General features: G+C 38.4%; 10 protein-coding genes. All 10 read right to left on the bottom strand.

Annotation, left to right across the window (positions count from 1 at the left end; genetic code table 11):
* Positions 1–419: 419 nt before the first annotated feature.
* The 10 genes from ABGV42_RS01935 to ABGV42_RS01890 all read right to left on the bottom strand — a co-directional run bounded on the left by ABGV42_RS01935 (position 420) and on the right by ABGV42_RS01890 (position 13,051).
* Entirely contained in the window at positions 420–1,169 is a 750-nt protein-coding gene (locus ABGV42_RS01935) for a 3D domain-containing protein (RefSeq protein ID WP_347380140.1), read from the bottom strand.
* A 942-nt stretch (positions 1,170–2,111) separates the two neighbouring features.
* Positions 2,112–3,602, bottom strand: coding sequence for a DnaB-like helicase C-terminal domain-containing protein (locus ABGV42_RS01930; protein ID WP_347380172.1), 1,491 nt, complete (start codon positions 3,600–3,602; stop codon positions 2,112–2,114).
* A gap of 73 nt (positions 3,603–3,675) precedes the next feature.
* Positions 3,676–4,419 (bottom strand): hypothetical protein, encoded by a 744-nt coding sequence (locus tag ABGV42_RS01925; RefSeq protein ID WP_347380139.1) that lies wholly within the window; start codon positions 4,417–4,419, stop codon positions 3,676–3,678.
* Positions 4,416–5,999, bottom strand: coding sequence for a DEAD/DEAH box helicase (locus ABGV42_RS01920; RefSeq protein WP_347380138.1), 1,584 nt, complete (start codon positions 5,997–5,999; stop codon positions 4,416–4,418). The genes ABGV42_RS01925 and ABGV42_RS01920 overlap by 4 nt, the downstream gene beginning before the upstream one ends.
* A gap of 174 nt (positions 6,000–6,173) precedes the next feature.
* Positions 6,174–6,425 (bottom strand): hypothetical protein, encoded by a 252-nt coding sequence (locus tag ABGV42_RS01915; RefSeq protein WP_347380137.1) that lies wholly within the window; start codon positions 6,423–6,425, stop codon positions 6,174–6,176.
* Between the two features lie 211 nt (positions 6,426–6,636).
* Positions 6,637–7,311 (bottom strand): 3'-5' exonuclease, encoded by a 675-nt coding sequence (locus ABGV42_RS01910; protein WP_347380136.1) that lies wholly within the window; start codon positions 7,309–7,311, stop codon positions 6,637–6,639.
* Positions 7,312–7,391: 80 nt separating this feature from the next.
* Complete coding sequence (locus ABGV42_RS01905; protein ID WP_347380135.1) at positions 7,392–10,571, bottom strand: FtsK/SpoIIIE domain-containing protein; 3,180 nt, start codon at positions 10,569–10,571, stop codon at positions 7,392–7,394.
* A gap of 37 nt (positions 10,572–10,608) precedes the next feature.
* On the bottom strand, positions 10,609–11,505 hold the full coding sequence (locus ABGV42_RS01900; RefSeq protein WP_347380134.1) for an FtsK/SpoIIIE domain-containing protein: 897 nt from the start codon (positions 11,503–11,505) through the stop codon (positions 10,609–10,611).
* Between the two features lie 194 nt (positions 11,506–11,699).
* Positions 11,700–12,164 carry a hypothetical protein gene (locus ABGV42_RS01895; RefSeq protein WP_347380133.1) on the bottom strand — a complete coding sequence of 155 codons (465 nt, stop codon included), beginning with the start codon at positions 12,162–12,164 and terminating at the stop codon, positions 11,700–11,702.
* Between the two features lie 5 nt (positions 12,165–12,169).
* Positions 12,170–13,051 (bottom strand): M23 family metallopeptidase, encoded by an 882-nt coding sequence (locus tag ABGV42_RS01890; RefSeq protein ID WP_347380132.1) that lies wholly within the window; start codon positions 13,049–13,051, stop codon positions 12,170–12,172.
* Between the last annotated feature and the right edge of the window lie 147 nt (positions 13,052–13,198).

Genomic DNA, 13,198 nt, shown 5'->3' with positions numbered 1-13,198 from the left:
TCTAACTACACGTTATTATAGTTAACTCTGAAAGTAGCTGTCAATTAACTTGAAGTCCTAGCGGAATTGAGATTGTTTATAGATAGTTCCAGAATTAACTGAGGTGAATAGATAGTTATCATAAGCTGTAAATAACGTATTAGGTTGTCGTTACCTGATTCAGAACCTTCCTAAGATTACCAATACATTTATTGCCTTTAATAGAACAGCTTCTTAGCCACTTCACCTACCCATCACCTTAAATAACTGCCTATTCCTGTGTTACCTAGTTATTTCGACACAAAAAGAACCAAATTAATGAGATATTACAGTGATGCAAAAGACCGAGGTAAATTACCCTCGGTCTTTTATATGGTTTATATTTAATAGTGATGACTCTCTCGTTCATGTATTTCAGGAATTTTAAGGCATTTTAGAGACTACTCAATAATTTTTACTGTAACCTCTTGGTTACCAAAGTTAAGCGCTTCGCGTTCAGAACTTTTTAGTATGTCAATGCGGAAGCCTTTAATATCTCCACCAGTATCCTGTGTTTCGTAGATACCGATAGATTTATCGTTAACGAATAATTCCACCTTGCGATTCAATGGGATGATGTCGGGGTCAACTGCAATAATATTTGGTGTTTTATCGCGGACATCAATACCTGTAGCTGTAATACCCGTACAACCTGTATCACAAAGAGCAATATAAGATGTAGCTATAACCGTAATGACAGAGCCTACGTCTTGCTGCACAATAACTTTAGGTTTGCCTTGTTTACCCGAAGGAGCCTTCACAACAGTTTTAACGATAGCCTGAGTTCCTTGGGATTCTCTAATAATTTTAGTAGCTTCGTTTGCAACAGCCTTGGCTACTTTAGCGTTATGCTCAGCTTTGTTCGCTTTTTCAGATAGAGACTGAATTAACAATAAGTTTATCGCGTCAATCTGTTCCATCTGCTCATCATTAGTTTTTGTTAGTTCATAGACTTTACGGTAGAGTTTATCGATTTCTTCATTTGCAGGTGGAATTTGGTTGTCAGCAGCAATCTGTGAAGTGTTACCTTCAGTAGACTCTGATTTAGCTTCAAGAGTTTGAGTAGATAGCCAGCCGCCTGCTGTCAGGCTAAGCATAGCCAGCGCACCAAACGCTAGCCGGATCGTGAGTTTTCGCATAGGTTCCTCCATGATTTTAGCATCCCGCCAAATGTCTGCGGAGCTAATTAGTGTTAAAAGACAGATTTTAATTTCTTTAATATAGGCGTTAATCGAACGAGATAATTCAATCGTTAAACCCCCTTAAAAATTCCATACAGCATAATGTTCTTGTTAAAAACTGGATATAAGTTAGTATGTAGCTATAATCGAAACCTATTTTAAACCTATTTTTAACTTACATCTGATAGTTAGTTTTAAAGAAGGATTAATATAGAATCTAATGATTTACGCAATGTTAAAGAGAATATTGAGAGAATTTATGAGACTAACGCGAGATCAAATTAGTCTCTACATTTTCAATTTCGTATTTAATAGTACTTATATATTGGATATTTTTCCATTACGCCCTGATATGAGAAATGGCTGAGATATTAATAATTGTACATCGTTTTAAAATAGCCCTTCAAAGTGTGACTATTGTGAGAAATATAAAGAATAATTGCAATAATAATTGCATTCGTCCAAAGAAGATTGACTATAATGAATATCTACTATAAACAAGTCTGTACATTTTTAAATCGCCTTAAAAAGTCAGCGTTAATTGCTTAACGATTATCACAGGTATCCCACTGAGATTTTAGTGCAACAGTTCTGAGATAAATACGAGACCAACATTTATAACCATTTTAACTCAATTTTATCCCGGAATAGGTCGTTTTTTCACGATTTAATAAAGTCCCCCTAACTGAGATTATTCTGCATCAAATCTAACCTAGTACATCAGAAAGTAAATCTAAATAATCTCAACTGCTAGAGGGTATCTTTAGTATTTATTTTGATTATATTTTCTAAAATGACCAATGAAGAAAATAATTAGCGAAACTGTTATTTTAACCGTAAATATCTAACAAAAATACCCCGACCTTATATTTAAGGTCAGGGTATTTGTTAATAGTATTTAAAAGATAATGTTTATAGTGTATAAGTAGCTTCTCCTGCAGTCTGAGGTAAATCCCGATAAAGACAGTTACCCATCTGAGCATACACTTTAGTACGACGGAATCCCTTACCATTACGCATTTTAGCACATAATATATCGGAAGTATCCGTATCTTTATGGCGAGGTTCACAGAATATAGTGATCGCCAAACTTGAAGACCGAATTACTTCGATAGAGTCAGCCGCACCTTGGTCAGTTGCCACCTCAACATCATCCTCAGCCTTCAAGAGTTCAGCGTGAGTTTCACGGTTAAGTTGGTGTGCGCATACAACTCCAATACCTTCTCCCATGAACGATCCAGAAATAATTTTCAATTGAGGGTAAAACCAGTCCAGCATTTCCTTTTTCGTTTTAAGAAGGTGTGACTGCACCAAACCTGTGTGGTCGATTACGACAAAGTCCAAACGTCCACGGTCATTCCATATAGCTTCAATACCAGATTGGAAGTCTTCGATATACAAAGGTCCTGGAATAAATTCAACCTTACCGTAGGCTTCGTTATTGAACAGATCATACTCAGCCAAGTGTACAAGGTTCTCAATTTCAGCGTTAGGGTAACGTTTCTGGATGATATCAGTATCAGAAATAGGAGGATTGTTATATTTCTCCGCTAAGTGTCTTGCAATTAGTTTAGCAATGTACTCATTCGTTTCTGATTCCAAACAATAATAGACACCGTGCTGGCCCAACATCATTGCATTATAAACCATGTTAGAAACGAAACGAGTTTTACCATGACCAGAGAAAGCGATAACAGCCATCAAATCTGACTTACGTATACCACCAATTACTTTGTCAATACTTTTCACACCTGTATGCGTAAGTACGTGAGTAATAGGGCTATTCTCTTTATTTTTCTGGTATGATTCATAACCTTCTGGTGCAACGTAGATTCTTGATGTTGTACGTTTTGATGCATTGAGAATAGTCTCTACCTTAGTAGATTCCATGCTATAATACCGTTTGCTTCCTTCGAGTCCGTAAAATATCTCACGCCCAACACGCATTTCCTTACTCATGATAGCGTAGGCATCGACGTGAATCTTCTGATATTGAGCAGCAGCCCATGTTTCGATATACAAATCAAGGTTAGCCTTAAAATCATTTACATCGAGAACTTCATCACTCATTTCTAACCACGTGTTAGTACAGACACCGTAGAGATCGTCAGCCGCAAGTTTCTCATCATAATAATTCTCAGTGACATCCTTGATCTGAATCTCAGGCTTAGTCACATAGTTGGAGACAGCCCGTTTCATGATCTGGTTGGCCTGCTGATTATTGTAAAATTTACTGAATCTTACGCCGTTCTGTATAATATCGTAAAGAATATGCCACTGTTTCGTGAAAATGTTATGTGGTACTGCTTGAATGAAATAAATGGTCATATCCTGTACTGCTTCATAGTCCTTGCCTTCTCCCCGGATTATATAAGGGAAAATATCCTCTTCTGTAATTACCATATCTGACAATGGAAGAACCTCCTATACCGCTGGTCTAAACTTATATCCGTCCTGTTATATAAGACATTAAATCTTAACGCTTACCTTCATAAAAAATAAAGGGAGCTGCCAAGTACTGCCACCTGAAATAGTCACCATTACTTACATCTTTACGAATTAATTCGACTATGCTAGGTTCCATTTTTGTGAAATAGTTAACCGGCATCCGTGATGTAACAATAGTTGGCTTATTACGCCGCGCTCGACGTTCAGTGATAAGCTTAGCACACTGTAAATCCTGAACAGTGACATTACCTGAAGTTATTTTAACGAAACAAATATCAGCGGTATAATAATCGGATTTTAATTGCTGCTTATCAATCATTTCCCGAAGTTCACCACAATCATAATAAGGTGCCACAGTTAACCCATAACGCATAGCACCTTCCATAGCTGCATAAACTGCATGGTTCTTACCGAATCCAGGAGGAGCCGCCAAGAACAGAGATTTCGAGGAAAGCATACCATTAGATGAGCTGTATACAATTTTCTCCAAGGCTTTTAAATATTTGGGAAATTCCAAGTCCTTACGAACTTTCTCAGGTATTTTATTGTCATCGAGAATTTTTGTAATGTCGAAAAAGACATCTCGGAATTTTTCAGGGATTAATTCAATGTTGGCCCCAGGGTCAACACTATGTGCAGGCGAATTGGTTATTACCATACAAACAGGGCAGGGGACCAAGTCCCCGGATTCATTCAATATAACCTTACGACCCCAACACTTACAAGGCGGCTTTTCTTCAGCTATCTCAATTCCATCTAAGATATCTGTCATAGTCCCATCACCTCATCGAAATCAAAGTCTGGTTCTTCTGAATATTCTCTTCGCTGATCTTCAATAGCACTGATCTGCGAATCAAGTTGATGGTAGACACTATCGGCACTACCAGTGAACTCATTAGCATGATATTCACGGAACAATGATAGTTCACGTAATCTTTGGACTTCGATAGAATCCATATAAATAAGGAAGTAGTAACTTTTGACTTGTGTATAGTTATTCCGGTCAATCCGTCCCATTACCTGATATGTAATGTTAGGCTTAGTTGGAATAGTATAGAAGATTACAGCCTGTGATGTTGGCAAGTTAACTGCATCATACACGTTGAGGATGATACAATCGAGTTTATAATCGTTGAAATCGTCAATTATCTCACTTCGCATTTCATACTCGGTTTTACCATTGATATAAGCAACTTTCCATCCCATTTCCTTCAAGTGCTCATAGATAACTACCTGAGCCTTAGGATGATGGCAGTAAATGATAGGTCGATCCTCTTTAATTTCTTCGCAGAGGTCCAAAACTTTTTCCAACTTCGAAACGTGACGCTTAGTAAAGAATGCATCTTCATTACATGTTGTTGGACTATTGAGGAATACAGCTTTCTGTGTATATTCGTTAATCTGCTCCTTCTGATGGATAGACATTTCCACAGGTACAGCAGTGATAACATGCTCAGGAAGTGAGCTAGCATAATCCTTTTTGGACCTTGAAAGAAAGTGAAGCGCGAGTCTTTCTTTAAGTTCCTGCTGATTCTTATAATCACCAACTACATAACGAGTTCGCTTAGTAGACTGGCGCAAGTTACGGTCAAAACTCCAGTAATACTCTTCATCCATAACCGCATAGTTATTTTGCAGAAAGTTTTTATAGGGTAATACCGTAGGATTCAACACCTTGAATTGATAGAAAAAGTCCATGACACTTTTCTGCCAAGGTGTACCGTAAGTAAAAATCATTCGGTTAAGGTTCTTAGCGATTGCATTAGCATTCGTATAAGTCTGTGAACCTTCTTTGACCAATTTCTCAGTCTCGTCATAAACACCGAAACTGAATTTATCGAGGTTATTTGAGATATACGCAAGAATACCCTGTGATATCATTCCTGACCACGGAATAACGATACCGTCAATATTAGGATCGTCAATATCGAAGTCATTCAAAACTTTCTTAGCATTACCACCGTGAATTGGAACAATATTCTGTCCGTAGCGACGATAAGTATTAGCCATTTGAATAACGTTATGAGGTACAGTTACAAGCAATTGTTTACCAATAGGAGCCGCTTCACCATTTTGCACCTTAATCGCATTCATCTGCTTCAATCTGGCGTAGATTGCGGCGGCCATCAGTCCTTTACCTAATCCTACTTTATCTGCAATGAAGAATCTAGGATTTAATATACCCATAGCGACAGCTACAGTCTGAGGATCATGCAACTCGAATCCATCAATTACGTGCTTCAACTTAGGTGCGGCCTGATCACCATGAACCTTGAGAAGCCATTTAATCTGTTGGTCGCTCAAATTACCTCTTAAATAGAAGTCATTATACAATGGAGTACGTGATGCCATTAGTTGACCTCCTTATAAGTGGATGTATTTTTTAGTTGTTCTTCGTATTGTACTATTTTATTTGGTACCAATTAAGAACACTCCTTAACTTTTAGTTAACCCTTAACTCATATAACTTAATGAAGTAGAATATTAATTGTTAACGTTATATTAAAGTACTACTTAATCGACTATTCATCTTGACTTGGAACTAAAAAATCTACCAACTTTTCTCCTAATATCAATGTAACATATTAAAGCTGATAAAGAAACTAATCCAATAACTAAAGTAAATACCTGTATTTCTGTCCCTAAATCATAAGGAACAAAGAGAGCAGCAACACAAATAATAAATAGAGTCATAACGAATGTTGGATTTATGTAGCGCAACATTAATAATTCTTCTTCACTAACAGATGAAACCGAGGTACATTGTGGTTTTGACATATATTAACCCTCCCAGAGATATAAGTGAAATTAGAGATATTAGTGGGAAACAGAGATACAGGTGAAATATGAGGTTATCGATCATTTTTTATTTCTTTTCCATACTATTTAATGTTCAAGCTAACTATTAGACGGTATTATCAGTAAATAAAACAGTACATTAAAATAAAAAACTGCCCTTCTCAGGGCAGTCTCGAGTTTAAACAGAAATTTAATTGTTATATTTGTTCCACTGCTTAACCAGTGTTGCGTATTCCGGATACCATGCAGGCGGAGCATATTTACCGAAGTACCCGAGCTTGTCCACGTAAGGTCGGATGATATTATCTTTAGCGTAATGAAGCAGAAGTCCTGCACCACCAACAACGTCATTAAGTGCTCGGTGAGCGCCTGTCAAAGGTACATTATGACGTTCACAAAGTTTATCAAGTCGGTGTGGGTAGAAATCAACATTCCGTCCGATAGTGAGTGTATCAATGAAATGATTGTCGATAGGACGTTTACGACCGTGTCGTTTGTACAGTTCATTAAGTATTTGTAAGTCGTAGCCGATATTATGTGCAACAATCAGACGTGTACCAAGAAAATCGTGAATTTTACGTACAGCTTCTTCCTCAGGAATACCTTCACGCTTCATTTCCTCAGTAGTGATACCAGTGACATCAACAACTTGCGGATCAATTTCGATGTCCTGATAAATCAAGAAGTTTATTGAATCTACCATAACTCCGTTCTCGAAATGGGCACCTGCAAATTCAATTGGTTCCGCTATTGATGGATCTACACCATTAGCTTCGAAGTCGAAGAAAGTAAATCTCTGAACAACCTCATTTCCTTCGGTCTCCCATACAGGTAAATCATGTAAAACTTCTGATTTTTCGTACATGTACATCCTCCTAGAAATAAAAATAAGGAACAGAATTAATTCTTCATTCTGTTCCTTAATGTAAATGTTTTTTGATCGTTCTAAATCACATACCTGTCACCTGATTTAAAGATTAAATGATCCATGATAGACTTTTTGATATCATGTGATGAGTAAAGTTGTTCTAGTACCGAAGCTGATATAACTCCACCACGTAGTTTGATAAATTCGTAAGGTGAATAGGTACGTCCATCAGCATGTGTCGGTATTACTACCTGCTGGGGCACAACCTTCTTAGTTACTTCCTGCCTGCTCACACCAGCTTCAACTTTATTGCGATTATAACGGGGTTGTTTAAAAAATTTCTTACCAGTCGGTGTAATTGGACCGCTAGACTCCTGCGTAAAATCAGGTATTGCTGCAGGGTTACGCCTAACTGGATTGACTGGATAATTAGCTTCCAGCGAATCTGCATACTGTTCGTCGTCACCGTCAGGGTTATCTTCATCAAAATCATCATCCTCGTCGAAGTCGTCTTCATCGTAGTCGTCCTCGTCGAAGTCCTCGTCATCACCCGGGTTGTCCTCATCGAAGTCTTCATCGAAGTCTTCATCGAAGTCTTCATCTTCGTCAGGGTAATCACCGAGATCACTATCCTGTACAATTACAGGGACAGCGGCTTTACGTGGTTTAGGATCTAACTTTTCAGGCAGAGGATATATTGTTTCTGGCGCAGGTACGTTAACTTTCTTTGCTTTACTTGCCGGTTTAATTGGAGAATCAGTGTCACCCTTTACATTTTCACCTTTTAATATCTTGTTAAAGATATCATCCACACTCTCAGTCATTTCAGAGAAGTAGTTACCTTCCTCATAATCTTCAAGGAGTTTCTCTCGCATTTCTACGCGGCTATCAATAGAATCGAATGACTGAAATTCAGGAAGTATAGGGTCACGTAAAGTCCATTCCAAAGCTAACATTTTAAAAATATTAACAATAGATTCATTACTCTTAGGATCACCCAAAGCGCCGGTACCTAGTGTCCGTATCATACTAGGTTTCGTCATCCCACTAGCTAGGTAAATTGCCTGCCCCGGTTCACGTGGAATATTAAACTGACCTTTCTTGATCTCGAAACGATCATAGTCAGCTTCAGTAAGGTTGAAACCAACTTTAAAACTAGCATTGTTCATAAAGTTTTTCGGAATGTTATCAGCAGTTGTCCGCTGAGCGATACCGACAATTTTAATACCGGATGCACGTGCCTGCTGAGCAATACTACTCAAGTAGAATGTCGCCTTATCAAACAAATCCTTTTTGATATCTTTGAATTGGCCAAGTGTTGCGGCCATCTCATCGAAAACTATGAATAAATACGGTAAGTTGTTCAATATATCAGGTCGATCCTTAAATTTAGTTCTTAACGTATGCCAGTCTTCAGCTTCGAAGTTATCGAGCAACTGTTTACGGTATTCCATCTCTTTGTGTAACATTTCCAAGCGCTCAAGAATGTTACTATGTTCGGTTTCGTGATGAATACAATGAGGAAACTTATTAAGAGATTTAAAGATAGCGGATCGCTTAATATCCAATACAATGAACGATACATCACTAGGTTTATTACTCAATACCATACTCAATAGCGTATAGAATATAAACCAGGATTTACCACCACCGGTTTCACCGGCAATAACCATATGCGCTTCACCTAATAAGTCAATAATCTGCGGTTCCTCATTATTTACAAGTCCCACTACATAAGGAAGGAAATATTTCTCCTTACCCAGGTCCTGTAAAACGTTAATTCCTCGCTGATCATCACTATACATTAACACGTCACCGATTGAAATAACTTTACGTACCGGTTTCATAACCTTGAAGATAAATCTACCATTACCCAGGAAGTTAACAATAACGCTCGGCGTTGATTTCTCATCACTACGGAACTGCTTAGCGATGTAGTCCTCGAGACCAACTTCACTCCGGATTTTGTTAGACATATCAGCTTCAATACGGTACATCAATTCATTCTCACGCATGCTTATAATTGTCATCGGATCTTCTTCAAATTGCATGTTAGAGTTTTGCGATTTACATCCTAAGTAAATGAGATAACAAATATTGTTAGCCACGATAGTATGACTATCAATTTCAGTCCACTTACTAAAGCCAGGTGTATTAGCATACAGAATATGAGAGAATGATTGAATCAATTCCATCCGGTTACGTGGCTCATCTCTATATTTATACCGCTTACGTCCTTCAATGAAACTATCAAGTACAAGTTCTCTGAACTGTGCGTCGGTTGCTTTCTCAATCAACTGTAAATTGAGTTCACCACTGCTGACCTTAGTAGTTTTTACATTTTCAACACGTCGCAACGATCCGCCATTACTTTCTTGACGTGAAGGTGCAGATTGAATATAATCACTGTCGTCGTAATCTCCATCTTCGTCGTCATATTCCTCGTCATCATCGTCAGGATTATCCTCATCGAAGTCGTCATCTTCCTCATCGTACTCATCGTCTTCGTCATAATACTCATCGTCTTCCTCATCATCGTCATTGTCATCACCTGAGATAATAACAGGCGCACTTACCGCTTGTACTTGACCAGGTACACCAACGGCAGAACTAGTAGGGATACTTACAGTTGGTATTCCAGGTTCGGATGTAACTTCCTCGATTGTGTCATTCTTGCCGATCTTGTAATACCATACTAAAGTTAATCTTGACACTACAATGAAAAGTAAGGAGACAACAATTGTCTCCTTAATAGGAAGTGACGCATTTTTGAAAGCAAACGAGCATACCAGAGCAAGTCCGAAGAATATACAGCTGAATACGAATAATTTATGGAAAAATACTTCGAAATCAGCTTTAGTCCGCTGAGTACAATCCCGCAGAATATCGTAAAAGAACATAAACGGTGCCTTAGCGAAGTCTAAAACTACATGATGCCATTCACGTTTTTCTGGAGTCGAGTATGTGGAATATCCAGGGTTTGAGTATGATGGCGTAACTGCCGGTTTCTCAGTATACCCAAAGAGCTTTTCTAATCGTGCCTTTTCTTCTTCGGGACTTCTAACAGGTGGAGGTGCAGCCGGAGTTGGTGTATATGTAAATGATCCTCCGTCTTCTTCATCATCCCAATCATCATCTTCGTCGTCCCCACCACCATAAGGATCGTAGGGTCCACGATCAGGATCCCCAGGATAACGGAGAGTCCACTCTAGAAATACATCAGGTATCTTTTTAAGAGGTTTTGTTAAGTCTTTCATGATGCGTTCACCTCCTTATTGAAAGGTAATTTCACAATTAATTACTGCTGAGGAACTTCTTCCAAGTTACACCGAAGTCTTCTTCATTCTCGACAACAACTTCAGCAGGTTTAGTAATATTTTGTTTAGCCTTCCAGTGTTCAGCAGCTAATTTCAAGTGTCCTGTAAATGCTGCACCTTGCAGATAAGGTGGAACTGTGTGTGCGGTAGATGCGGATGCCATTCCACTGGAAATATACAGGCACTGTCCAGCTTCTGTTAAGACTGGTAGATTATTTTTATTGGCACCTAGGACACTATAATCCCTTTCATCAGGCTTGAAAGCTAGTTTGAAACTAGAGTTCATTACAATGTTTTTCGGAATAGCATCACTAGACGTTTTTTGCGAGGATGAAATGAGCCTAATTCCTGCGTTATGCCCGGTTCTTGCGATAGAAGAGAGACTGGCATTAACTGAGTCATATAATTCTTTGCTGGAAGCCTTAGCTTCAGCGATAGTGCTCGTCAATTCATCAAATACAACAAAAATGTTAGAATAGTCTACATCGTTATATGATTCACGTTTCAACTGTGAGCGGAACTGATCCCAACTAATGAATCCGTTATCAGCAAGAATTTCCAAGCGCTTCGTTACAATACTAGCTAAGTTTTTCAACGACTCAGCAATGCTTTCAACATCGGTTGCGTAGTTTATCACGTGCGGCATGGAGGAAAATGCAGAGCTATAAGTTGAGCGTCTAATATCGAAAAGTATAACCGATACCTGCGAAGGTGAATTGTAGTTTGTCAATGAAAGCATTAAATTACTCAAGAGTACACTTTTACCCGAAGCTGTTGGTCCGAAAACTGAGATATGTGATTCTTTTGCAAGATCAACAGTAATCGTTTTACCTTCTTCATCAAAACCGAACACGAAAGGAATTGTACCACTCATAATTTATAGTCCCCTTAAAGTTAGTGTGTAATAAAAAATAAGATTCTCGGTAAATTCATAATAAGTATTATAACCAAGACGAGAGCAATAGTTTTGAACATATTGCTAAGATCAAGATCGGCAGGAAAGGCATATGCATAACTGATCATGATTATGAAGAAAGCAACGAGTAAATATGACAAGCTGTCGCCCCCCTACATTTCAGTGTAGTCGACTAATTTACCGTCCTTGAATGTGAATTTTGCTACCACTTTATCGTAAATAATAGCATCCTCTTCTTCATGGTGCTCAGATTCAAGTAGGACTCTTTCGAGAGTACCTAAAACATAAACATAGGTATAAGTGTCTTGTATTTTTGTGAGTACTTCATATGGTGTATAACTGAAAGATTTGACCCCAACCATCGAAGGTATTGCCACACTTCCAGGATTTGCACTTAAGTCGAAAATTTGATCATATGTTGCTTCAGGAATCTGAGACCGCAATTTGTCATAATTACCTTGCAGTTCGCCCATTCCCGTGCTTGTAAATTTATAGTTGATAATGCTTGAGGCTAGATTCTGTTCCTTGTCTGTATTGGGAATACCTCCGGTACAAGCAGTGAGGGATATTGCCAACGCAGAAATCAATAACACAGATGAAAGTTTCTTAAATTTCAAAGTTATCATCTCCCGATAAATGCAGCTAGATTTTGTTCTTTTCCTTCAAGTGAAGTTTTACCACTCAGTGCCACAATTAAGTCTAAGTTGTAGTTGTGGTATCTCTCAGCCTTGAATGATACCATAATACTAGCGTCGCCACTACGTCCGTCAATGTTATTAGGTAATCGTAAATCTACGTGAGCATGTGCCCCGTATGATCCACCTTCATTACCGATTAACGCAATCTTAGTGCCAGCTTTAATCTTATCGCCAACTTTAACGAAGATGTTTTTCTGCTTCATGTGTCCGTAGATAGTGTATACGGTCAATGTACCGCCTTTTCCATCATCAAGTTCATGCCTCATATAAATAGCATTACCATATCCAGAAGCGGGACCAGCTTTTATAACTGTACCATCCATCGCGGCAACAATTGCATCTTGTCCTTCACGCCTAGTTGAAATATCGACACCAGTATGATAATCCTTACCTCGTGCCAAGACCCGCCAACCTACAGCGGAAGAAATTCGAGCATCTTTAGCAGGTACAGGAGAGATAACATACTTACTAATAATATCGTATACCTCTTTATGCGTGTTATAAGCATTGATACTCTGTGCACTAGTACCCGGTGTAACTGATTGACCTGTTCCGGAAGAACTAGTATCCTCAGTCTCAGCAGGCTTAGTAGTTTCTACCACCTTATCAGGCACAGTTTCAGCAGCCTTTTGCGCGATGAGTCCGAGTGTAAAATATCCCCCTACTAAAACGACAAAAAATATTGGAATTAACCACTGTGTTGCGGATAGTATAATAGCTATAATTTGAATAATCCATTTGATTCTGCCCGCATTTTTAATTGTTCGCTTTGTTAGGGACTTAGTCTTTTTATCCTGACTGCCCATAAAAACCACACACTCCTCGTGGGAATTTAGAATAATAGTAAGTTTGAGGGAGTAGTGGTATGAATGAGGTTAACTGAGGAATTGCATACTAACTCTAGATTTCAATCCTAAATTACTATTTTCGATTAAATTTAGTCAAATAAAGAG

It is taken from the genome of Paenibacillus pabuli (assembly GCF_039831995.1).
Lineage (GTDB): Bacteria > Bacillota > Bacilli > Paenibacillales > Paenibacillaceae > Paenibacillus > Paenibacillus pabuli_C.
This window is presented reverse-complemented; position numbering and strand designations above follow the sequence as displayed.

Coding starts and splice junctions, on each gene's coding strand:
- ABGV42_RS01935 (WP_347380140.1), bottom strand. CDS start 1,169: ATGGAGGAACCTATGCGAAAACTCACGATCCGGCTAGCGTTTGGTGCG.
- ABGV42_RS01930 (WP_347380172.1), bottom strand. CDS start 3,602: ATGGTAATTACAGAAGAGGATATTTTCCCTTATATAATCCGGGGAGAA.
- ABGV42_RS01925 (WP_347380139.1), bottom strand. CDS start 4,419: ATGACAGATATCTTAGATGGAATTGAGATAGCTGAAGAAAAGCCGCCT.
- ABGV42_RS01920 (WP_347380138.1), bottom strand. CDS start 5,999: ATGGCATCACGTACTCCATTGTATAATGACTTCTATTTAAGAGGTAAT.
- ABGV42_RS01915 (WP_347380137.1), bottom strand. CDS start 6,425: ATGTCAAAACCACAATGTACCTCGGTTTCATCTGTTAGTGAAGAAGAA.
- ABGV42_RS01910 (WP_347380136.1), bottom strand. CDS start 7,311: ATGTACGAAAAATCAGAAGTTTTACATGATTTACCTGTATGGGAGACC.
- ABGV42_RS01905 (WP_347380135.1), bottom strand. CDS start 10,571: ATGAAAGACTTAACAAAACCTCTTAAAAAGATACCTGATGTATTTCTA.
- ABGV42_RS01900 (WP_347380134.1), bottom strand. CDS start 11,505: ATGAGTGGTACAATTCCTTTCGTGTTCGGTTTTGATGAAGAAGGTAAA.
- ABGV42_RS01890 (WP_347380132.1), bottom strand. CDS start 13,051: ATGGGCAGTCAGGATAAAAAGACTAAGTCCCTAACAAAGCGAACAATT.